The organism is Rhodopseudomonas sp. WA056, from assembly GCF_010906995.1.
Classification (GTDB): Bacteria; Pseudomonadota; Alphaproteobacteria; order Rhizobiales; family Xanthobacteraceae; genus Rhodopseudomonas; species Rhodopseudomonas palustris_G.
In genome coordinates this window covers 1-22,842 of record NZ_QPFS01000048.1, presented here as the reverse complement: position 1 = coordinate 22,842, position 22,842 = coordinate 1, and the positions used below count along the sequence as shown (strand labels likewise).

Here is a 22,842-nt window from a genome sequence, read left to right as displayed (position 1 = left end):
CCAAGGGCCGGTCTTGCAACGATCCATGGTGTTGCGTGAGCCGCTGATCACAGATTTTTGTGGGCGGCGCCGGCCACCTTGTCGGCGGTGTTCTTCACCGCTTCCTTGGCATCGCCGAGCGCCTGCTGGCCGTGGCCCTTGGCTTCCTGCATCACGCCTTCGCCCTGCAGCTTGTCAGAACCTGTGGCTTCTCCGAGGCCCTGCTTGCCCTTGCCAGCGAGTTCGTTGGCCTTACCCTTGACCTTGTCCATCGTACTACCCATCGGATGTTCTCCTTTGCTTCGTGAGCTTCGCAGGGACAACCGGTTGGAGCCTGGGATGTTCCGACCATTTTGGGTTGCAACAAGTCGTGACCATGCTCCTTTGTGGAATACTAATTTACCGGAAAATAGGTTGTTTCGCGGATTGTTAACCGAGGCGCCGTCGTGCTGCAGCTTCCGCAGTCGAGTTAACGGTCGCTAAGCACCCGGGCAGCATGGTCGATCCCAGTCTTGTGCCGGTCAGCGATCCATCAGAGGGGCGGTACAGGATGCCGCATGTGTGGAAGACAGAGTCTTCTCGGGCGGTTAGACTGTCTGGGCGAGGCCGCGCATGAGGCAGTGACGACCTGGATCGTAAACGGCCGAGAGAGCGTTTCGAGATGTCGGGCCTGTGGCAATCGATGACGACGGCCTGGATGTCCCGGACCGACAGGGCCGCCTTGCTGGACTTCTGGCTGGGAGGTCGCGGCGCCGGTACGTTGCTGCCGCATACCGACATCGACGAGCACGAAATGCGGCGGATACGTGCCGCGCAGATCGACAGCGTCACCCGGCTGACTCCGGTGACGATGAGCGTCAACCTCGCCAACGCATCGCTGATACTCTTCACGTTCTGGGGCAGCGAGGCGCGCCCGCAACTGCTGGCCTGGATGGCGATGATCGTGTTCGTCGCCGCCTCGGCGGTGAGAGCCTGGCTGCGCACCCGATCCGAGCCCCGTCTCGAAGCCTCCGCACGTGCGATCCGGCGGATGACGCTGCATGCTTTGCTGCTCGGCCTGATCTGGGGGGCGATGCCGGTGATGGTGTTCGTCACCGCCGAACCCGGCGATCAATTGATCGCCGCCTGCGTCGCGGCCGGCATGATCTCCGGCGGCGCGTTCACGCTGTCGACGGTGCCGCGGGCCGGTCTTGCTTATACTTGGGCTTTGACCGCCGGGTCGGCGCTGTCGCTGGCGCTGTGCGAGGGCACCGCCTATCGCATCACCGCGGCGTTCCTGCTGCTGTACGGCGTGTTCATGTCGCGCAACCTGGTGTCGCACGGCGAGATGTTCTTCGACAATTTGCGCGCGAAGTTCGAGCTGGAACGTCAGACCGAGATCATCTCGCTGCTGCTGAAGGACTTCCAGGCCAACGCCAGCGATTGGCTGTGGCAGACCGACGCCCAGGGGCGGCTGGTCCACGTGCCCGAGCGTTTCGTCGAAGTCGCCAAGCTGCCCCCGAACCTGCTGACCGGAGCGCTGCTGTCGGATGTGATCGGCATGCTGTGCTCGGAGGACGGACGTTGCGCGATGGGCGTCGCCGCGAAGATGGCGCAGCGGGAGGCTATGAACGATTTTGTGGTGCACGTGGTGATCGGCGGTGCGCCGCGGTTGTGGTCGCTCACTGCCAAGCCGGTGTTCGACGCCAAGGGCGAGTTCGCAGGCTATCGCGGCGTCGGCCGCGACGTCACCGAGCGCTGGCGCGCCGAGCAGGCCGAGGCCGAGAACCGCGCCAAATCCAGCTTCCTGGCGATGATGAGCCACGAGATCCGCACCCCGATGAACGGCGTGCTCGGCCTCGCCAATTCGCTGCTGGAGACCAAGCTCGACGCCGAGCAGCAACAGGCGGTCACCACCATCCGCGATTCCGGCGACGATCTGCTGCGCATCCTCAACGACATCCTCGATCTGTCCAAGCTCGAAGCCGGCCGGCTGGAATTCGAACAGGCCGATTTCTCCCCCGCGACGCTGGTGGAGTCGGTGCGAGCCATCATCGAGCCGGAGATCAGGGGCAAGGGGATCGAGCTGAAGATCGATATCGATCCGCGGCTGCCGCCGTCGCTCAGCGGCGACGCGGCGCGGATTCGCCAGGTGCTGCTCAACCTCGCTTCCAATGCCGTGAAGTTCACCGAGCGCGGCTCGATCGCCATCGTGCTGACCTGCGTCAAGCGCAACGACAGCCACGCCACCGTCGAGTGGCAGGTCACCGATACCGGCATCGGTATTTCGCCGGACCGGGTCGGCAGCCTGTTCACCGATTTCGCCCAGGCCGACGTCTCGATCAATCGCAGGTTCGGCGGCACCGGCCTCGGGCTGGCGATCAGCCGGCGGATCGTCGAACAGATGGGCGGCGACATCGCCGTGACCTCGCGCGAGGGCGAGGGCTCGACCTTCCGCTTCAGTCTCGATCTGCCGTGGAGCAATGCGTGGGTCGCCGACCACCGGCTCGACCGGCTCGGCAGCGACGATCTGCGCACCCGCATCGCGCTGCTCGGTCGTCCGCTACGTGTGCTGATCGCCGAAGACGACGCCACCAACCAGATGGTGGTGACCAAGATGCTGCAGGAGTTCGCCGCCGAGATCACCGTCGTGTCCGACGGCACCGACGCGGTGCAGGCCGCCAGCGAGCGCGAGTTCGATGTCGTGCTGATGGACGTGCGAATGCCCAATATGGACGGCCTCGCCGCCACCCAGGCGATTCGCGGGAAAGGCAATGCGCTCGCCAAGCTGCCGATCATCGCGCTGACCGCCAACGCGTTCCCTGACGACGTCAAGGTCTGCCGCGAGGCCGGCATGAACGACTTTTTGGCCAAGCCGCTGCGCAAACCGGCGCTGGTGGCGGCGGTGCTGCGGGCGCTGCGCGGGGCGCCCCAGCCGGTCACGGTGCTGGCGCCGCCGACGCAGGCCGATCTGGATACGCTGGCAGAGCTGACTGCGGAAATCGGCCGCGACCAAGTCAATGAAATGGTGACGCTTTTCTTCACCGAGACGGAGCGGCGGATCGCGCTGTTCCGGCGTTTCGGAGATCGCATGGATCGCACCACCCTTGAGGTCGAGGCGCACTCCCTGAAGGGCGGGGCGCGCACCCTCGGCTTCCATTCGATCGGCGAGATCGCACGCCTGATCGAGCAGGAGTCCGGAGCGATTTCTCCAGAGCAGCTCGATCTGCTCACCGGCCAACTGGCCAGGGCTCTGACCGACCTGCGCCGGCGCTGCGAAGGCAGCCTGAAGCTGGCGAGCTGACGGCCAGTCACAGATTCATGATTCCTGACGAATATTGACAATCGTCAGAAGTCAGTCGACAGTTCCTCCGATCGCAAAAGGAGGCTGGCGATGCGCGCGTTTCCTCTGTTCGACGGTTTCTTCAGACTTCTCGCCGGCACCATGCTGGCCGTCGCGGTGATCGGCCTGGCCGGCTGCGACGGCAAGGAAACCAGACCCGAGCTGTCGAAGCGGCCGGTTCTGGTCACCGCGGTGCATTATGTCCCGCAGGCGCCGGAGCGCAGCTTCGTCGGCACCATCAAGCCGCGCACCGAGACCGACGTCGGATTCCGGGTCGGCGGCAAGATCGCGCAGCGGCTGGTCGAGGTCGGCCAGACCGTGGAGATCGGCCAGAAGCTGGCGGTGCTCGACCAGACCGACCTGAAGCTCCAGGCCGAGCAGGCGGAGGCCGAACACAGCGCCGCCAAGGGCGTGCTGGCGCAGGCCACGGCGTCGGAGAACCGCGCCCGGGAGCTGCGCGCCAAGGGCTGGGCCACCGAGGCGCAGATGGACCAGAGCCGCGCCGCCGCCGACGAGGCCCGCGCCCGCTTCGCCCGCGCCGAGCGCTCGGTCGAGCTGACCCGCAACGCCCTGTCCTACGCCGCGCTGGTCGCCGACAGCCACGGCGTCGTCGCCGCCACACTGGTCGAGCCGGGGCAGGTGGTGGCGGCCGGCCAGGCCGCGTTCCGGCTCGCCCGGATCGGTGAGAAGGAAGCGGTTGTGGCGATCCCCGAGACGCTGATCACCCGCGCCACCAAGGGGCTGGCCGATGTGACGCTGTGGTCGGAGCCGGGCCGGCACTATGCCGCCAAGCTGCGCGAGGTGGCGCCGCTCGCCGATCCCGCGACCCGCACCTTCCTCGCCAAGTTCTCGCTGCCGGATGCCGACGACCGCGTCGTGCTCGGCATGACCGCGACGCTCACCCTCACCGACCCGGACAAGGTTCGGGTCGCGAAGGTGCCGCTGTCGGCGCTGTTCAACCAGGGCGGTCAGCCGTCGCTCTATGTCGTCGACGCGGCCGGTGAGGTGAAGCTGAAGCGGGTCGCCGTGAAGGCCTACGAAACCGACGACGTGGTGATCAGCGACGGCGTCGACGAGGGCGATCAGGTGGTCACGCTCGGGGTGCAGAAGCTCGATCCGGCCGAAAAGGTGCGAGTGGTGTCGGCCTTGACCTTCTGATCCGCGCTGGGAGCGTCGCAATGCGTTTCAACCTGTCGGCCTGGGCGGTCCGACATCCGGCGCTGATCCTGTTCCTGATCTGCGCGCTCGGCTTCACCGGCATCTATTCGTATCAGCGGCTCGGCCGCGGCGAAGATCCGTCGTTCACCGTCAAGGTCGCGGTGGTGTCGGCGATCTGGCCGGGCGCCACCGCCAAGGAGATGCAGGAACAGGTCGCCGATCCGATCGAGAAGAAGCTGCAGGAACTGCCTTACTTCGAAAAGGTGCAGACGTATTCGAAGGCGTCGTTCACCGCGATGCAGGTGACGTTTCGCGACTCGACGCCGCCGTCCGAAGTGCCGCAACTGCTCTATCTGTTGCGTAAGAAGCTCTGGGACGTCGCGCCGCAATTGCCGAGCAGTCTGATCGGCCCGTCGATCAACGACGAATACGGCGACGTCGATTCCATGCTCTACATGATGACCGGCGACGGCGCGAGCTACGCGCAGCTCAAGAAGGCCGCCGAAGGCCTGCGCCAGCGGCTGCTCAAAGTCGCGGGCGTTACCAAGGTCAACATCTACGGCACCCAGGACGAGAAGATCTATGTCGAATTCTCGCACGCCAAGCTGGCGACGCTCGGCCTGACGCCGCAGGCGATCTTCGACTCCCTCGCCAAGCAGAACGCGGTGGTGCCGGCCGGCACCGTCGAGACCTCGTCACAGCGGGTGCCGCTGCGGGTCACCGGCGCGCTCGACGGCGTCCAGGCGGTGGCGGAGACGCCGGTCGAGAGCGGCGGCCGGGTGTTCCGGCTCGGCGACGTCGCCGAGATTCGCCACGGCTATGTCGACCCGAGCGATTACCAGGTGCGCCAGAAGGGCAAGCCGGCGATCGGGATCGGCGTCGTCACCGCCAAGGGCGCCAACATCCTGCAGCTCGGCGAGCAGGTCGGTGCGGCGACCGCGTCGTTCATGGCCGACGTGCCGCAGGGCATCGACATCGAGCAGATCGCCGATCAGCCCGAAGTGGTGAAGCACGCGGTCGGCGAATTCATGCGCTCGTTCGTCGAGGCGCTGGTGATCGTGCTGTTCGTCTCGTTCCTGACGCTCGGCTGGCGCACCGGCATCGTGGTGGCGCTGTCGGTGCCGCTGGTACTCGCCATCGTCTTCATCGTCATGAACGCGATGTCGCTCGATCTGCACCGGATCACGCTCGGCGCGCTGATCATCGCGCTCGGCCTGCTGGTCGACGACGCCATCATCGCGGTGGAGATGATGGTGGTGAAGATGGAGCAGGGCTGGGATCGCGCCAAGGCGGCGTCGTTCGCCTGGGAGTCGACGGCGTTTCCGATGCTGACCGGCACGCTAGTCACCGCGGCCGGCTTCCTGCCGATCGGCTTCGCGAACTCCGGCGTCGGCGAATATGCCGGCGGCATTTTCTGGATCGTGGCGATCGCGCTGATCGCCTCGTGGTTCGTCGCGGTGATCTTCACGCCGTATATCGGCGTCAAGCTGCTGCCGGACTTCGCCGGCAAGAAAGGCCACAATCCGGACGAGGTGTATCACACCCGGATCTATCGGGCGCTGCGCGCGGCCGTCTCTTGGTGCGTGCGCTGGCGTGGCACGGTGGTCACGGCCACGGTCGGCATCTTCGTCGCCGCGGTGGTCGGCTTCGGCCATGTTCAGCAGCAGTTCTTCCCGCTGTCGGAACGGCCCGAACTATTCCTGCAACTGCGCCTGCCGGAAGGCACCGCCTTCGATGTCACCACGAAGTCGGTGAAGGAAGCCGAGGCGCTGCTGAAGGACGACGGCGATATCGCGACCTACACGGCTTATGTCGGCAAGGGCTCGCCGCGGTTCTGGCTCGGCCTCAATCCGCAGCTTCCGACCGAATCCTTCGCCGAGATCGTGATCGTCGCCAAGGACGTCGCGGCGCGCGAGCGGATCAAGGCGCGGATCGAGCAGGCTGCGCACAGCGGCCGGCTCGCGGCGGCGCGGGTGCGGGTCGACCGCTTCAACTTCGGCCCGCCGGTCGGCTTCCCGGTGCAGTTCCGGGTGATCGGGCCGGACACGGCGAAAGTGCGTGAGATCGCCTATCAGGTTCGCGATGTGGTGAAGACCAATCCGAATGTGGTCGATCCGCACCTCGATTGGAACGAGCAGTCGCCGTATCTCAAACTCGTCGTCGACCAGTCCCGCGCCCGCACGCTCGGTCTGACTCCGCAGGACGTCTCGCAGGCGCTGGCGATGCTGATCTCGGGCGCGCAAGTCACCACGGTGCGCGACGGCGTCGAAAAGATCGGGGTCGTCGCCCGTGCGGTGCCGAACGAGCGGCTCGATCTCGCGCGGATCGGCGAACTCACCATCATGGCCCGCAACGGCGTGGCGGTGCCGCTGTCGCAGGTCGCGAAGGTCGAGTACGCGCACGAGGAGCCGATCCTGTGGAGGCGCAATCGCGACATGGCGATCACCGTGCGCGGCGACGTCGTCGACGGCGTTCAGGCCCCGGACGTCACCAATGCGATCTGGCCGCAATTGCAGCAGATCCGCGATCAGTTGCAGCCCGCCTACCGCATCGAGACCGGCGGGGCGATCGAGGAATCCGCCAAGGGCAACGCCTCGATCTTCATCCTGTTTCCGGTGATGGTGATCGCGATGCTGGCGCTGCTGATGATCCAGTTGCAGAGCTTCCCGCGGCTATTGCTGGTGTTCCTCACCGCGCCGCTCGGCATCATCGGTGCCTCGCTCGGGCTCAACGTCGCGGCCGCGCCGTTCGGCTTCGTGGCGCTGCTCGGCCTGATCGCGCTCGCCGGCATGATCATGCGTAACGCGGTGATCCTGGTCGACCAGATCGAGAGCGACGTCTCGCACGGCTCGACTCGCCGGCAGGCGATCGTCGAAGCGACGGTGCGGCGTGCGCGGCCGGTGGTGCTGACCGCGCTCGCGGCGATCCTGGCGATGATCCCGCTGTCGCGCTCGGCGTTCTGGGGCCCGATGGCGATCACCATCATGGGCGGCCTGTTCGTCGCCACCTTCCTGACGCTGTTCTACCTGCCGGGTCTGTACGCGCTGTGGTTCCGCAACAGTCTCGACGAGCGCGGCGGCGACGCGGCCGATCTTGCAGCGCAGCACGGCGCCGATCCGTCGCGGAGCTTTCCGCTTGCCGCCGCGGCCGAATGATTGAATATCTGTGCTGATGACGCTGCTGACCGAGAATACCGAAGCCGACATGCGCCACCGCATCCTGGTGGTGGCCGAGCGCCTGTTCCGTGAGATCGGCTACCAGAAGACCACGGTGGCCGACATCGCCAAGCTGCTGCAGATGAGCCCGGCCAATGTCTATCGCTTCTTCGATTCCAAGAAGGCGATTCACAAGGGCGTGGCCCGGCATCTGATGAGCGAGGTCGAGCAGGCGGCCGCGACGATCGCGCGCGCGCCAGGCTCCGCCCGGCAGCGGCTGCGCGATCTGCTCGCGACGGTGCACCGGATGAATTGCGAGCGCTACATCGGCGACGCCAAGCTGCACGAGATGGTGGCGATCGCGATGGAGGAAAACTGGGATGTCTGCATCGCCCACATGGAGCTGGTCACCGGCACCATCGGCGAGGTGATCGCGCAGGGGGCCGAGAGCGGCGAATTCGACATTGCCGACGTGCCCGAGGCGGCGAGCTGCACCTGCGCCGCGATGGTCCGTTTCTTTCACCCGCAGATGATCGCGCAGAGCTTCACCAAGGATCGGCCGACCCTCGACCAGATGATCGATTTCGTGCTGGCCGCGCTCGGCGCCGGCCGGCGCGCCGAGACGCAATAACAACAAGGAAACCCGCGTGTCCGATCTGCACTCCTACCGGCCGGTGAACGGTCACGGCCTGAAGCACGACCCGTTCAACGCCATCATCGCGCCGCGGCCGATCGGCTGGATCTCGTCCTGCGACGCCGAAGGCCGCGTCAACCTCGCGCCCTACAGCTTCTTCAATGCCTTCAACTACCACCCGCCGCTGATCGGCTTCTCCTCGACCACCTGGAAGGACACCGTCGCCAATATCCAGCGTACCGGCGAGTTCGTCTGGAATCTGGTGACGATGGATCTGGCGCAGGCGATGAACGCGACGTCCGCGACCGTCCCGCACGAGGTCGATGAATTCACGCTCGGCAATCTGACCAAGCTCGGCAGCGAACTGGTCAAGCCGCCGCGCGTCGCCGAGAGCCCGGTGTCGTTCGAATGCAAGCTGTCGGAAATCGTTCGGCTGAAGGGCGCCGATGGCGTCGAGGTCGACGCCTGGCTGACGATCGGCGAGGTGGTGATGGTTCACATCGACAAGCGCCTGATCGAAGACGGTGTCTATCAGACCGCCGCGGCGCGGCCGATCGTGCGCGCCGGCCGGCGCGGCGACTATTTCGAGATCCGCCCCGACGCGATGTTCGAGATGGTGCGGCCGGCCTAGCGGCTTGTCAGTCCAGACGGCCGTCGCCTCCGTTTTGGCCTGTCCTACGGCCTTGCTGCGGTCACTGAGTCCTCACCCTGAGGAGCCCGGCGCAGCCGGGCGTCTCGAAGGGGGGGCCGCGCAGTACCAGCAGCCCATGGTTCGAGACGGCGCTTCGAGACGGCGCTTCGCGCCTCCTCACCATGAGGCCGTGCGTGTTGCGGAGCGCAGCCGTCTCGCGCCGCGCGTTGACCTGACGCGCGAACAGCCGCACCATGGCGCATCAACGTTGCAAGGTGCGTGCGTGACGGCTCTGACCCATCGTCAGTCTGAAATCCTCAATATCGCCCGGGCCTCGGGCCGGGTGATGGTCGAGGATCTGGTGCGGCGCTTCGAAGTGTCGGCGCAGACCATCCGCAAGGATCTCAACGATCTGTGCGACCAGCGCTCGCTGACGCGAATCCACGGCGGCGCGATTATCGCCTCCGGCGTCGCCAACCTCGCCTACGAGGCGCGCCGCTTCGTCGCCGCCGAGGAAAAGAAGGCGATCGGCGCGGCGGCCGCGGCGCGGATTCCCAACGGCTGCTCGCTGTTCATCAACATCGGCACCACCACCGAGGAGGTCGCCGGCGCGCTGTCGTCGCACCAGGATCTGTTGGTGATCACCAATAACCTCAACGTCGCGATGCTGCTGTATCGCCATCCGCGAATCGAGGTGGTGGTGGCCGGCGGCACCGTGCGCCGCGCCGACGGCGCGGTGATCGGCTCCACCGCCACCAGCCTGATCGGCCAGTTCAAGGTCGACTACGCGATCATCGGCGCCTCGGCGATCGACGAGGAGGGCGCGCTGCTCGACTTCGACTACCGCGAAGTCCAGGCGTCGCAAGCGATCATCGCCAACGCCCGCAGCGTGATGCTGGTGGCGGATTCGACCAAGCTGGAGCGCAACGCGCCGGTGCGGATTGCCCATCTCAGCCAGATCCAGACCTTCGTCACCGACAGGGCGCTGCCGCCGTCGCTGCAGGCGATCTGCGATGCGAAAGGTATTGAGGTAATCGAGGCCTGCCCGGCGAAACCCGATCTCGACGAATCCGCGGCCTGAACAGCCTTTCCACATCGTCAGTTGTGCTTGTCTCCCAGCGTTCGGCTGCGATTTCGCGCCGGAAACGCGATCCCTTTGCAGATCACAGTTGCTTTCGTTTCGGTTTGTGATTTATTCGCTTTCCAGCGTAAATCGACAGAAGCGAAAGTGCGTTGCAGCAATTTGTTGCAATGCGGTGAGGAGCGTCGGTGGGAACGGTGTACGACCTCGCGATCATCGGGGGCGGGATCAACGGCTGCGGCATCGCGCGCGATGCGGCGGGCCGCGGACATTCCGTGTTCCTGTGCGAGATGAACGACCTCGCCAGCGGCACCTCGTCGTGGTCGACCAAGCTGATCCATGGCGGCCTGCGCTATCTCGAATATTTCGAGTTTCGCCTGGTGCGCGAGGCGCTGATCGAGCGCGAGCGACTGTGGCAGATCGCGCCGCACATCATCGGGCCGCTGCGCTTCGTGCTGCCGCATCACGACGGCCTGCGCCCGGCCTGGCGGCTGCGGCTCGGGCTGTTCCTGTACGATTATCTCGGTGGCCGGAAGCTGCTGCCGCCGACCCGTTCGGTCGATCTGGCGCATGACGAAGTCGGCAAGCCGCTGATCCCCGGCCGCTACACCAAGGGCTTCGAGTATTCCGATTGTTTCGTCGACGACGCTCGCCTCGTGGTGCTCACCGCGCGCGACGCCGCCGAGCGCGGTGCCGAGATCCGCACCCGCACGCGCGCCGTGCAGGTCAGCCAGCAGGGCGGCATCTGGCAGGTGACGCTGGAAGACGTCGGCAGCGGCGCGCGCAGCACGATCCAGGCGCGTGCGCTGGTCAATGCCGCCGGTCCCTGGGTCGAGGGCGTGCTCGGCTCCGGCGCCGGGGTCGATGCCCGCTACAAGGTGCGGCTGGTGCAGGGCTCGCACATCGTCACCCGCAAGCTCTACGACCACGACCGCGCCTATATCTTCCAGAATGCGGACGGCCGCATCGTGTTCGCGATTCCGTATCAGGGCGAATTCACGCTGATCGGCACCACCGACCGCGACTATCACGGCGATCCGTCGCAGGTGAAGGCGACGCCGGAAGAGATCGAGTATCTGTGCGCTGCGGTGAGCGGCTATTTCGCCAAGCCGGTGACGCCGGCCGACGTGGTGTGGACGTTCTCCGGGGTGCGGCCGCTGTATGACGACGGCGCCAGCGAGGCCAAGGCCGCGACCCGCGACTACGTGTTCGAGCTCGACACCCCCGGCGGCGCGCCGCTGCTGTCGATCTATGGCGGCAAGATCACCACCTATCGCCGGCTCGCCGAAGAGGCGCTGGAGAAGCTGTCGTCCTATCTGAAGGGCGGCTCGGCCGAGCAGGGCTGGACCGCGCATCAGCCGCTGCCGGGCGGCGATTTCCCGGTCGACGGCGCGCCAGTGCTGATCGGCGATCTGTTGCGCGACTATCCGTTCCTCGCCTCGGCTCACGCCTCGCGTCTGGTGCATGCCTACGGCACCCGGGCGCGCGACGTGCTCGGTTCGGCCAAGTCGGCCGCCGATCTCGGCCGCGACTTCGGCGCCACATTGACGGAGGCCGAGGTCCGCTATCTGATGAGCCGTGAATGGGCCTGCAGCGCGGACGACATCGTCTGGCGGCGATCCAAGCTCGGCCTGCGGCTGTCGCCGGCAGCGATCGCCGCGCTCGACGAGTGGGTGATCGTCCATCGCGCCGCCCAGGCGTCGCTGCATCAGGCAGGAGCATCGGCATGAGCGTCAGCCTGGAGAATGTCACGCGGACGATCGACGGAATGCCGGCGATCCGCGACGTGTCGCTGACGCTGGAGCGCGGCACGCTCAGCGTGCTGCTCGGGCCGACGCTGTCGGGCAAGACCTCGATCATGCGGCTGCTCGCCGGGCTCGACAAGCCGACCACCGGCAGGGTGCTGGTCGACGGCGAGGACGTCACCGGTGCCGATGTGCGCAGCCGCTCGGTGGCGATGGTGTATCAGCAGTTCATCAACTACCCGTCGCTGACGGTGTACGAGAATATCGCCTCGCCGCTGCGGGTGCAGCGCAAGCCACGCGCCGAGATCGAGCAGCGTGTGCAGGAGGCGGCGAAGCTCTTGAAGCTCGAGCCGTATCTGCAGCGCACCCCGCTGCAACTCTCCGGTGGTCAGCAGCAGCGCACCGCGATTGCCCGCGCGCTGGTCAAGGGTGCCGATCTGGTGCTGCTCGACGAGCCGCTCGCCAATCTCGACTACAAGCTGCGCGAAGAACTGCGCACCGAACTGCCGAAGATCTTCGAGGCGTCGGGGGCGATCTTCGTCTATGCGACCACCGAGCCGTCCGAGGCGCTGTTGCTCGGCGGCCGGACCATCTGCATGTGGGAAGGCCAGGCGCTGCAGGTCGGGCCGACGCCGCAAGTTTATCGCAAGCCCGACACCATGCGGGTGGCGCAGGTGTTCTCGGATCCGCCGCTCAACATCGTCGGGGCCGAGAAGAAAGCCGGCACCGTGCATTACTCCGGTGGCGTCACCGCGCCGGCGACCGGTGTATTCGCGAGCCTCTCTGACGGCACCTATCGGGTCGGCTTCCGTGCGCATCAGATCGAGGTGAAGAGCGCCGATCCGGAGCGACACGCGTTTCAGGCGACCGTGGCGGTGACGGAGATCACAGGTTCTGAGAGCTTCGTGCATCTGAAGCGCGGCGACGACTATTGGGTCGCGGTGCTGCACGGCATCCATGAGTTCGAGCCGGGCCAGACCCTCGACGCCATCCTCGACCCCGCCAATCTGTTCGTGTTCGACGCGGCCGATCGCCTCGTCGCCGCGCCGAAGCCGATCTGAGGGGACAGCCCGATGGCGCGCATCGATCTCGTCGATCTTGCTCACTCCTATCTGGTCGGTGACGACCTGCCGCCGGCCGCCTATGCGCTGAAGCCGGTGTCGATGACTTGGCGGCAGGGCGGCGCCTATGCGCTGCTCGGCCCTTCGGGCTGCGGCAAGACCACGCTGCTCAACATCATCTCGGGCATCGTCACGCCGTCGCGCGGCAAGATCCTGTTCGACGGCCGGGACGTCACCGAGCTCTCCACCCGCGACCGCAACATCGCGCAGGTGTTCCAGTTTCCGGTGATCTACGACACCATGACGGTGCGGGAGAACTTGGCGTTCCCGCTGAAGAATCGCGGCGTGCCGAAGGCGGAGATCGCCAGGCGCGTCGCCGAGATCGCGGATCTCTTGGATCTCACCCCGAACCTGAACCGCAAGGCGACGCGGCTCACGGCCGACGCCAAGCAGAAGATCTCGCTCGGCCGCGGCCTGGTGCGCAGCGACGTCGCCGCGATCCTGTTCGACGAGCCGCTGACGGTGATCGATCCGCATCTGAAGTGGGAGCTGCGCTCCAAGCTGAAGGCGCTGCACCGCGCGCTGGATCTGACGATGATCTACGTCACCCACGACCAGACCGAGGCGCTGACCTTCGCCGACACCGTGGTGGTGATGCACGACGGCCGCGTCGTGCAGAGCGGCACGCCGGAAGAACTGTTCGAACGCCCCGCCCACACCTTCGTCGGCTATTTCATCGGCTCGCCGGGCATGAACATCGTTCCGGCCGAAGTGAAGGGTCGCGAGGCGCTGGTCGCCGGCCATCGCGTGCCGCTTGCGCGCAGTTACGAGAAACTGCCGGCCGGCAAGATCGAGATCGGGGTGCGGCCCGAATTCGTCCACCTCACCGCCAAGGCCCCGGGCCTGATGACCGGCCGCATCGAACGGATCGACGATCTCGGCCGTATCCGCTTCGCGTCGGTGCGGGTCGGTGGCGTCAAGATCGCCGCGCGGGTGCCGGATGGCTTCTCGCCGAGTGGGGATGAAGCGGCGCTGCGGTTCGAGCCGTCGCGTATCCACGTCTATGCCGACAGCGAAATCGTCGAAGGCAGCTCACTGGAGCAGGTCGCCTGATGGACAAGGTCGTCAACCAGAAAGCCTGGTTCCTGGTGCTGCCGGTGTTCGCCATCGTGGCGTTCTCGGCGATCCTGCCGCTGATGACGGTGGTGAACTATTCGGTGCAGGACACCTTCGGCAACAATCAGTTTTTCTGGAACGGGGTCGGCTGGTTCAAGGAACTGCTGGATCCGTCGACCGATCTCGGCGGCCGATTCTTCGCCTCGCTGTGGCGCAATCTGGCGTTCTCGGCGATCATCCTGGCGATCGAAGTGCCGCTCGGCATCGTGGTGGCGCTGGCGATGCCGCGTCACGGCTGGTCGGTCGCGTTCTGTCTGGTGATCATGGCGTTACCGCTTCTGATCCCGTGGAATGTGGTCGGCACCATCTGGCAGATCTTCGGCCGCTCCGACATCGGCCTGCTCGGCTACACGCTGAACAGTCTCGGCATCAATTACAATTACGTCTCCAACGACTTCGACGCCTGGGCCACGGTGGTGGTGATGGACGTCTGGCACTGGACCAGCCTGGTGGCGCTCTTGTGCTACGCCGGCCTGAAGTCGATTCCGGACGCGTATTATCAGGCGGCGCAGATCGACGGCGCCTCGCGCTGGGCGGTGTTCAAGGCGATCCAGTTGCCGAAGATGCACCGCGTGCTGCTGATCGCCGTGCTGCTGCGGTTCATGGACAGCTTCATGATCTACACCGAGCCGTTCGTCGTCACCGGTGGCGGGCCGGGCAACTCGACCACCTTCATCTCGATCGAGCTGGTCAAGATCGCGCTCGGCCAGTTCGACCTCGGCAAGGCCGCGGCGCTGTCGATCGTCTACAACCTGATCGTCATCATCGTCTGCTGGGTGTTCTACACCGTGATGACCAATGCCGGCGCCGAGCGGCGGCCGGCCGAAGGGGGCATGTGATGCATTCGATCCCCGGCCGCCGCGTCGTCATGGCGCTGTATCTGTTGTTTTTGATGTTGCCGATCTACTGGCTCGTCAACATGAGCTTCAAGACCAATGGCGAGATCGTCTCGACGATGACGCTGTGGCCGCACCAGCCGACGCTGGAGAATTACCGGACGATCTTCACCGATCCGAGCTGGTATTCGGGCTACATCAACTCCCTGCAATACGTCGTCATCAACACCGTACTGTCGATCTCGTTCGCGCTGCCGGCCGCTTACGCGTTCTCGCGCTACCGCTTCCTCGGCGACAAGCATCTGTTCTTCTGGCTGCTGTCGAACCGGATGGCGCCGGCTGCGGTCTACGCGCTGCCGTTCTTCAATTTGTATTCGGCGCTGAACCTGTTCGACACGCCGTGGGCGGTGGCGCTGGCGCATTGCCTGTTCAACGTCCCGCTGGCGGTGTGGATCCTGGAAGGCTTCGTGTCCGGCGTGCCGAAGGAGATCGACGAGACCGCATTCCTCGACGGCTATTCGTTCCCGCGGTTCTTCGTGAAGATCTTGATGCCGCTGATCGCCAGCGGCATCGGCGTCGCGGCGTTCTTCTGCTTCATGTTCTCCTGGGTCGAGCTGCTGCTCGCCCGCACCCTGACTTCCGTGAACGCCAAGCCGATCTCAGCGGTGATGACTCGGACGGTGTCGGCGGCCGGCATGGACTGGGGTCTGCTCGCCGCCGCCGGCGTGCTCACCATCATTCCGGGCGCGCTGGTGATCTGGTTCGTCCGCAACTACATCGCGCGCGGCTTCGCATTGGGGCGGGTGTGAGGGCACGATGATGGATTCCTTTGCCTGGATGGCATGGACCTGGCCGACCGCGATCTTCTTCATCGCGCTCGCCGGCACGCTCGCGACCATGACCTGGCTCGCGGTGGCTTATCCCGAGGTCGAGCGCGTCGGCATCCTGCGGATTCCGACGACGCGCGGCGACCGGCTGTTTGTTTCGCTGATCCTGGCCGCGGTGATCCATCTCGTCTGGATCGCGCTGGTCGGGACCGATCCGATTGCGACCTTGCCGATCGGAGAAGGAGTCGAAGTGTCGAGCCTGTGGCTCGCCACGCTGCTGTCGCTGGTCTCGGCCGCTGCGATCTTCCGCACCGTCTGAGCTCGGCGAACGAGGAACAGATCCGGGATCAACCCGGACCTGAATGATATCGCTCAACGGAGGAAACGAACGATGACTGGATCGAAGCTCCACCTCAGCCGTTTGCGGCTGATGACGATGGCGAGCGCCGCAGCGCTGATGGCGGCGTCGATGACCCTGGCGGCGCCGGCATGGGCAGCCGACGACGCGGTGCTGAAGAAATGGATCGACGAGGAATTCCAGCCCTCGACGCTGTCGAAGGAAGAGCAGCTCAAGGAGCTGCAATGGTTCGCCAAGGCGGCCGAGCCGTTCAAGGGGATGGACATCAACGTCGTCTCCGAGACCATCACCACCCACGAATACGAAGCCAAGACGCTGGCCAAGGCGTTCAGCGAGATCACCGGCATCAAGCTGAAGCACGACCTGATCCAGGAAGGCGACGTGGTCGAGAAGCTGCAGACCCAGATGCAGTCCGGCAAGAACGTCTATGACGGCTGGATCAACGATTCCGACCTGATCGGCACCCACTTCCGCTACGGCCAGACCGTGGCGCTGTCGGACTACATGACCGGCGAGGGCAAGGACGTCACCAATCCGGGCCTCGACATCGAGGACTTCATCGGTCGCTCGTTCACCACCGCGCCCGACAAGAAGATGTACCAACTGCCCGACCAGCAGTTCGCCAACCTGTACTGGTTCCGCTACGACTGGTTCACCAATCCGGACTACAAGGCCAAGTTCAAGGCGAAGTACGGCTACGACCTCGGCGTTCCGGTCAACTGGTCGGCCTATGAGGACATCGCCGAGTTCTTCACCAACGACGTCAAGGAGATCAACGGCGTCAAGGTCTATGGCCACATGGACTACGGCAAGAAGGATCCGTCGCTCGGCTGGCGCTTCACCGACGCCTGGCTGTCGATGGCCGGCAACGGCGACAAGGGCCTGCCGAACGGCCTGCCGGTCGACGAATGGGGCATCCGGATGGAAGGCTGCCGGCCGGTCGGCTCGTCGATCGAGCGTGGCGGCGATACCAACGGTCCGGCCGCGGTGTACTCGATCGTCAAATATCTCGACTGGATGAAGAAGTATGCCCCGCCGCAGGCGCAGGGCATGACGTTCTCGGAGTCGGGGCCGGTGCCGGCGCAGGGCAACGTCGCCCAGCAGATCTTCTGGTACACCGCCTTCACCGCCGACATGGTGAAGCCGGGCCTGCCGGTGATGAACGACGACGGCACGCCGAAGTGGCGGATGGCGCCGTCGCCGAAGGGCGCGTACTGGAAGGACGGCATGAAGCTCGGCTATCAGGATGTCGGCTCCGGCACGCTTCTGAAGTCGACCCCGCCGGATCGTCGCAAGGCCGCCTGGCTGTATCTGCAGTTCATCACCTCCAAGACTGTCTCGCTGAAGAAGAGCCATGTCGGCCTCACCTTCATCCGCGAGAGCGACATCTGGGACAAGTCGTTCACCGAGCGCGCGCCCAAGCTCGGCGGTCTGGTCGAGTTCTATCGCTCGCCGGCCCGCGTGCAGTGGTCGCCGACCGGCAACAACATCCCGGACTATCCGAAGCTGGCGCAGTTGTGGTGGCAGAACATCGGCGATGCGTCGTCGGGTGCCAAGACCCCGCAGGCCGCGATGGACTCGCTCGCGGCGGCGCAGGACTCGGTGCTGGAGCGTCTCGAACGCTCGAAGGTGCAGGGCGATTGCGGTCCGAAGTTGAACAAGAAGGAGACCGCCGAGTACTGGTACGCCAAGGCGGAAAAGGACGGCAACATCGCTCCGCAGCGCAAGCTGGCGAACGAAAAGCCGAAGGGCGAGACCGTCGATTACGACACCCTGATCAAGTCCTGGCCGGCGTCGCCGCCGAAGCGCGCGGAAGCGAAGTAACCACTCGCGAAGCCTCATGATGAGGCCTGTGCAAGAATCGAAAGGCCGGGAGCGATCCCGGCCTTTTCATTGCGTCTTGGCAGCCATTCCGGGGCGCTCGCGGAGCGAGCGAACCCGGAATCTTGCAGTTGTGGAACGACAGAATCGCAGAACTCTTCGGGATCGTAAGTCTCGGGTGACCTCGGGATAGTCTAAGAGGTCATCGGGGCGGGCGTAACGAGTTCTCGGGAAGGTCGTTGGCGACCGTCGGAATCTCGTTCCCCGCCTCGTTTGGTCGAAAAGGCCGGACACCCGGACGGTAGTAAGTGCTGGCCGCACGATAGACGATCCAGGCGCCGGCCTTGCCTCGTGGAACAAGGCAGGGACATCATGACAGCCTCCTCTTCGTCGGACAACATCTTCATCGGCATCGACGTCGGCGGCGCGAGCCTCGACGTGGCATGGCATCGAGGCGGTCGCGCTCATTACGCGAACCGCCCGGACGCGATCGCAGAGCTGGTTCAGCGTCTTGGCGCCGGGCCGCAGTTGACGCGGATCGCGGTCGAACCGACCGGCGGCTATGAGAAGCCGCTGGTCAAGGCGCTGCGCCAAGCGGGTCTGCCGGTCGAGATCGTGCACACGTCGCGGTTCGCAGCCTATCGCACGCTGATCGGCCAGAACGCCAAATCGGATACGTCGGACGCGCGCCTGCTCGCGGCATATGCGGCGAGCCCCGACGAAATCCGCGGCCGCAAGCCCGATCACGTCGAACTCGAGGAAAATCCGGTCCGGGAGGCGCTTCATGAATGCGCCAGCCGCCGCGACCAGCTCAAACAGATGATCCACGCCGAGAGTTGCCGGCTGGCGACGACGCGGCTCGCCGAGATCCGGCAGGCGATCGAGCAGCACCTCGACATGCTTCGGGCCGAAGACAAATCACTCCAGCAGAGGATGCAGACCCTGCTCCGCCAGAGCGCCGACCTGGTCGCGGCCCAACGCCTGCTCACCACCATCAAAGGCATCGGCGTCACCTCGGCGATGACCCTGATCGCCATGGTGCCCGAGCTCGGCCGCGTCGACAACAAGGCCGCCGCAGCGCTGGTCGGCGTGGCGCCGTTCGTTCGCCAAAGCGGTACGATGACCGCTCCGGCCCGCATCCGCGGCGGCCGTGCGGCCGTCCGACACATCCTCTACATGGCGGCCGTCACCGCCAGCCGGCACAATAAAATCCTGCGACCGTTCTACGAACGCCTGATCGCCGACGGCAAGCCAGTGAAGGTTGCACTCATCGCTGTGCTCCGCCGGCTCGTCGTGTTCGCCAATGCTGTTCTGAGGTCCGGACAGCCCTGGAAAGGCGCATCACTGACTTGACAGGAGACACGGTAGATTCCGGGTTCACGCGCATTGCGCGTGCCCCGGAATGACCGTGCGTGGGGCTGGGCGCTTACTGCGCCGCCTGCGCCGGCTCCAGCGTCGGGTAGTCGGTGTAGCCCTTGGCGCCACCGCCGTAGAAGGTGGACTTGTCGGGCTCGTTCAGCGGGGCATTCCGCTTCAGGCGCTCGACCAGGTCGGGGTTGGAGATGAACGGCTTGCCGAACGCGATCAGGTCGGCCGCATCGGCGTCGAGCTGCTTGTCGGCGAGCGCGAGGTCGTAGGCGTTGTTGCCGATGTAGCTGCCGCTGAAGCGCTTGCGCAAGCTCGCGTAGTCGAACGGCGCGATGTCGCGCGGGCCGCCGGTCGCGCCTTCGATGACGTGGATGTAGACCAGCTTCAGCTTGTTGAGCTCGTCGACGATGTAGTCGAACAGCGCCTGCGGGTTGGAGTCCGAGACGTCGTTGGCCGGCGTCACCGGCGAAATCCGGATGCCGGTGCGCTCCGGGCCGATCTCCTTGGCCACCGCCGCGGCGACTTCCAGCATCAGTCGCGCGCGGTTCTGGATCGAGCCGCCATACTCATCGGTGCGCTTGTTGGAGCTGTCGCGGGCGAACTGGTCGAGCAGATAGCCGTTGGCGCCGTGAATCTCGACGCCGTCGAAGCCGGCCGCGATCGCATTGGCGGCGGCTTTCCGGAAATCCTCGACGATGCCGGGAATTTCAGACAGCTCCAGCGCCCGCGGCTCGGATACGTCCGCGAACTTGCCGCCCACGAAGGTCTTGGTGTTGGCGCGGATCGCCGAGGGCGCGACCGGGGCGCCGTGGTTCGGCTGCAGGTCGACATGCGAGATCCGGCCGACATGCCAGAGCTGGATGAAGATCTTGCCGCCGCGCCTGTGCACCTCGCCGGTGACCTGTTTCCAGCCTTCGACCTGCGCCTGCGAATAGATGCCGGGCGTATCCTGATAGCCCTGGCCCTGCGGCGACACCTGGCTGGCCTCGGTGATCAAGAGGCCGGCGCTGGCGCGCTGACCGTAATACTCGGCCGCCAGCGGGCTCGGGACGAGGCCCTCGGGCACCGCCCGGTTGCGGGTCAGCGGCGCCATCACGACGCGGTTCGCGAGCGTGATCGCACCGAGCTTGTAGGGCTCGAACAGCTTGGAAGTCGACATGAGGCGGTCCTGGACGGTTACGGATGTCAGGAACTTGGGGGGCGGCTCCCGAAACACAATGGCCCAGCCGAAAATAGATGCGTCCGCATGAAACTTTGGTGCGCGGTTTCCAAAATGTCGTTCAACAGGGAAGAGATTTGCCGAGAATAACGCTGCGCCGGGATATTTCCTGCTGACCCAAAGTTCGGCGGCGGACCAGCGCCGCCGAACTTTGTCTTCGCTATCGCGCGGTCGGTGCGCCTTTGTTAGGCGGCTACGACGGTGCGGCGCTGGCGGCGGAAGAACCAGAACACGATCGGGCCGACGAACAGCGTCCCGAACGCCGGCAGCGCAGCGACCCGTAGCATCGCGGTGGCGTCGAGCACTTCGCCGCCGATCCCGGCCTTGCCGAGCACGAAGACGGCGATCAGCGTGATAAACGGCCCGACCACCATCGAGGCGGCACCGGCCGCCTGGCAGTACAATTTGCCTTCCGGCGCGGAGGCGGCCAGCACGCGCGCCACCACGGCGGTGGCGACGAAGGCGATCGCGGTAAGGACCAAGAGCAGCATCATTCCAACTTCCTGTTTGGTCGGACGATCCCCTGCCGCAGCGTGAATGGTGCTGGAGTAGGGAGAATGTCCTATATCGACAAAGGCGCGGACTATGGGAGGGCGCCTGTTCAGCGGCAACAGGATACTTTGTGCGCTGCAAACGATGTTGATCGAGCGCAGAAAATGCTTCTTATTTTACCGGTGCGGGTGCTTGCCCAAGAGGTATCGCAGGACGCGAACAGGCAGTTTAATACCTAAATCCTGCACTCTTGCGCTGAGAGCTCGCCTCGCCATCAACCTCCGGGGGTGAGAGGCGGCACTAAAAAGCCCGAAGCTGGAATCATTCAAAACGCCAAGCCCGGTTACGATGCGCCTACGACTTTCGTCGGGTCAATCTGCCGGCTTCGGCGCCCCGCGCAGCCGGCCGACGATTCCGGTCGGGAAGAAATACACGCTGGCGACGAACAGCAGCCCGAGCCACAGCAGCCAGCGGTCGGGATGCAGCAGGTTCGGCAGCAGCGGAAGGCCGAGCGATGCGGTGGCTTCGGAAGCGGCGCCCATCAGCGCCTGCAGATAGTTCTGCGCCAGGATGAAGATGGTGGCGCCGATGATCGCTCCGTAGATCGTGCCCATGCCGCCGATCACCACCATCAGCAGGATGTCGAGCATGATCGAGAAGCTCAGCGACGTGTCCGGTCCGGCATAGCGCAGCCACATCGCGTTGAGCACGCCGGCGGCGGCGGCGACCAGCGCCGCGATGACGTTGGCATAGGTGAGGTGGAACACGGTGCGATAGCCGAGCGCTTCGGCGCGAAAACGGTTTTCGCGGACCGCCTGCAGCACCCGGCCGAACGGCGAATTCACCACCCGCAGCAGCGCCAGGATCATGCCGGCGCAGCCGATCAGGATGATGTAGTAGGTCAGGGTCCGGCCGGTGATCCGCACCCCGAAGAAGTCCTTGATGAACACCGTGCCGGGCCGCAGCAGTTCCGGCAGGCTGAAGCTGCGGCCGTCCTCGCCGCCGGTCAGCCACGACAATTGCGACGCCAGCACCAGGAAGGCGGAGGCGACCGCAAGCGTGATCATCGCGAAGAAGATCGCCTCGACCCGCAGCGAGAACAGCCCGATGCCGAGCGCCAGCAATGCTGCGAGCGGCAGGCCGATCGCGATGCCGGTGCCGACCGCAGCCCAGCTCGGGCCCATGCCGTACAGCGCGATCGCAACCGCATAAGAGCCGATGCCGTAGAACATGGTGTGGGCGAACGACACCGTGCCGGTGTAGCCGAGCAAGAGGTCGTAGGACGCCACCAGCGCCGCGAAGATGCAGATCTTGGCGGCGACATTGAGCGGCTTGGCGCCGGGGAATAGGAACGGCGTGAGCGCCAGCAGCACCACGATCGCGACCAGAAGCAGCGACAGCACCCGGCTGCGCGGCGGATCGCCCGACAGGATCATCATCGACTTGTCACCGCATAGAGCCCGCGCGGCCGCCACATCAGGATCGCGACCATCAGCAGGATGTTGGAGACCAGCGCCAGTTTCGGCAGCAGGAAGCCGCCGTAATTGGCGACCATCGCGACCAGGAGGGCGCCGATGAAGCAGCCGCCGACCGAGCCGAGCCCGCCGATGATCACCACGATGAAGATCAGCACGGTGAGCTCGTTGCCCATCGAGGCGTGGACCTGCTCGCGGTACAGCGCCCACATCACGCCGCCGAGCCCGGCCAGTGCCGAGCCGACCATGAACACGCCGAGGAACAGCCGCTTGACGTGATAGCCGAGCGCTTCGACCATCTCGCGGTTCTCGACGCCGGCGCGGATCAGCAGGCCGATCTTGGTACGGTTCAGTGTGAGCTGGATGCCGACGAACACCACGAGGCCGACCAGCATCACCAGCAGGCGATATTTGGCGATCGCGATGTCGCCGATGATGAACGAGCCGCGCAGCGACGTCGGCAGCGGCAGCGGGATGATCTGCGGCCCCCACAGCGCATACAGC

20 protein-coding genes are annotated in these 22,842 nt (G+C 65.5%); 15 read left to right on the top strand and 5 right to left on the bottom strand.

All coding sequences use genetic code 11. The annotated features are described in order from the left end of the window. Window positions 1-47 precede the first annotated feature (47 nt). Complete coding sequence (locus DU475_RS11720; RefSeq protein ID WP_013504282.1) at window positions 48-263, bottom strand: CsbD family protein; 216 nt, start codon at window positions 261-263, stop codon at window positions 48-50. A 377-nt stretch (window positions 264-640) separates the two neighbouring features. Between DU475_RS11720 and DU475_RS11715 the strand changes: the two genes are divergently transcribed. The 14 genes from DU475_RS11715 to DU475_RS11650 all read left to right on the top strand — a co-directional run bounded on the left by DU475_RS11715 (window position 641) and on the right by DU475_RS11650 (window position 19,137). After that, complete coding sequence (locus DU475_RS11715) at window positions 641-3,262, top strand: hybrid sensor histidine kinase/response regulator (protein ID WP_164632262.1); 2,622 nt, start codon at window positions 641-643, stop codon at window positions 3,260-3,262. Between the two features lie 90 nt (window positions 3,263-3,352). Beyond that, complete coding sequence (locus DU475_RS11710) at window positions 3,353-4,459, top strand: efflux RND transporter periplasmic adaptor subunit (RefSeq protein WP_164632261.1); 1,107 nt, start codon at window positions 3,353-3,355, stop codon at window positions 4,457-4,459. A gap of 20 nt (window positions 4,460-4,479) precedes the next feature. Continuing rightward, complete coding sequence (locus DU475_RS11705) at window positions 4,480-7,614, top strand: efflux RND transporter permease subunit (RefSeq protein ID WP_164632260.1); 3,135 nt, start codon at window positions 4,480-4,482, stop codon at window positions 7,612-7,614. Window positions 7,615-7,630: 16 nt separating this feature from the next. After that, window positions 7,631-8,245 (top strand): TetR/AcrR family transcriptional regulator, encoded by a 615-nt coding sequence (locus tag DU475_RS11700; protein ID WP_164632259.1) that lies wholly within the window; start codon window positions 7,631-7,633, stop codon window positions 8,243-8,245. Between the two features lie 16 nt (window positions 8,246-8,261). Beyond that, window positions 8,262-8,879 (top strand): flavin reductase family protein, encoded by a 618-nt coding sequence (locus DU475_RS11695; RefSeq protein ID WP_164632258.1) that lies wholly within the window; start codon window positions 8,262-8,264, stop codon window positions 8,877-8,879. 283 nt (window positions 8,880-9,162) lie between these two features. Next, entirely contained in the window at window positions 9,163-9,960 is a 798-nt protein-coding gene (locus DU475_RS11690) for a DeoR/GlpR family DNA-binding transcription regulator (RefSeq protein WP_047310166.1), read from the top strand. Window positions 9,961-10,148: 188 nt separating this feature from the next. Beyond that, window positions 10,149-11,690: a glycerol-3-phosphate dehydrogenase gene (glpD, locus tag DU475_RS11685; RefSeq protein ID WP_164632257.1), complete on the top strand. Its 1,542-nt coding sequence runs from the start codon at window positions 10,149-10,151 to the stop codon at window positions 11,688-11,690. Continuing rightward, window positions 11,687-12,766: an ABC transporter ATP-binding protein gene (locus DU475_RS11680; RefSeq protein WP_164632256.1), complete on the top strand. Its 1,080-nt coding sequence runs from the start codon at window positions 11,687-11,689 to the stop codon at window positions 12,764-12,766. The genes glpD and DU475_RS11680 overlap by 4 nt, the downstream gene beginning before the upstream one ends. Before the next feature lie 12 nt (window positions 12,767-12,778). Next, window positions 12,779-13,879 (top strand): ABC transporter ATP-binding protein, encoded by a 1,101-nt coding sequence (locus DU475_RS11675; protein WP_164632255.1) that lies wholly within the window; start codon window positions 12,779-12,781, stop codon window positions 13,877-13,879. Then, entirely contained in the window at window positions 13,879-14,781 is a 903-nt protein-coding gene (locus tag DU475_RS11670) for a carbohydrate ABC transporter permease (protein WP_164632254.1), read from the top strand. Before DU475_RS11675 ends, DU475_RS11670 begins: the two co-directional genes overlap by 1 nt. Then, complete coding sequence (locus tag DU475_RS11665) at window positions 14,781-15,587, top strand: carbohydrate ABC transporter permease (protein ID WP_047310176.1); 807 nt, start codon at window positions 14,781-14,783, stop codon at window positions 15,585-15,587. The genes DU475_RS11670 and DU475_RS11665 overlap by 1 nt, the downstream gene beginning before the upstream one ends. 10 nt (window positions 15,588-15,597) lie before the next feature. Further along, window positions 15,598-15,924: a DUF2160 domain-containing protein gene (locus DU475_RS11660; protein WP_164632272.1), complete on the top strand. Its 327-nt coding sequence runs from the start codon at window positions 15,598-15,600 to the stop codon at window positions 15,922-15,924. A gap of 72 nt (window positions 15,925-15,996) precedes the next feature. After that, complete coding sequence (locus DU475_RS11655) at window positions 15,997-17,787, top strand: ABC transporter substrate-binding protein (protein WP_047310171.1); 1,791 nt, start codon at window positions 15,997-15,999, stop codon at window positions 17,785-17,787. A gap of 369 nt (window positions 17,788-18,156) precedes the next feature. Continuing rightward, the gene (locus tag DU475_RS11650) at window positions 18,157-19,137 is read left to right on the top strand and encodes an IS110 family RNA-guided transposase (protein ID WP_164632271.1); all 981 of its coding nucleotides are present in this window, start codon (window positions 18,157-18,159) and stop codon (window positions 19,135-19,137) included. A gap of 73 nt (window positions 19,138-19,210) precedes the next feature. On the opposite strand, the gene DU475_RS11645 is transcribed toward DU475_RS11650, so the two are convergent. After that, window positions 19,211-20,311: an alkene reductase gene (locus DU475_RS11645; protein WP_013504270.1), complete on the bottom strand. Its 1,101-nt coding sequence runs from the start codon at window positions 20,309-20,311 to the stop codon at window positions 19,211-19,213. Window positions 20,312-20,556: 245 nt separating this feature from the next. Then, window positions 20,557-20,865 (bottom strand): reaction-center light-harvesting complex 1 protein PufW, encoded by a 309-nt coding sequence (pufW, locus tag DU475_RS11640; protein WP_164632253.1) that lies wholly within the window; start codon window positions 20,863-20,865, stop codon window positions 20,557-20,559. Window positions 20,866-20,928: 63 nt separating this feature from the next. Here pufW and DU475_RS11635 point away from each other — a divergent pair, with 63 nt between their 5' ends. Continuing rightward, window positions 20,929-21,102, top strand: coding sequence for a hypothetical protein (locus DU475_RS11635; RefSeq protein WP_164632252.1), 174 nt, complete (start codon window positions 20,929-20,931; stop codon window positions 21,100-21,102). Window positions 21,103-21,234: 132 nt separating this feature from the next. Here the strand turns inward: DU475_RS11635 and DU475_RS11630 are convergent, their stop codons facing one another. Both DU475_RS11630 and DU475_RS11625 read right to left on the bottom strand, forming a co-directional pair. Further along, on the bottom strand, window positions 21,235-22,302 hold the full coding sequence (locus DU475_RS11630; protein WP_164632251.1) for a branched-chain amino acid ABC transporter permease: 1,068 nt from the start codon (window positions 22,300-22,302) through the stop codon (window positions 21,235-21,237). Continuing rightward, window positions 22,299-22,842: branched-chain amino acid ABC transporter permease (locus DU475_RS11625; protein ID WP_164632250.1), on the bottom strand; the 544-nt coding region annotated here is incomplete at its 5' end. The genes DU475_RS11630 and DU475_RS11625, both read right to left, overlap by 4 nt.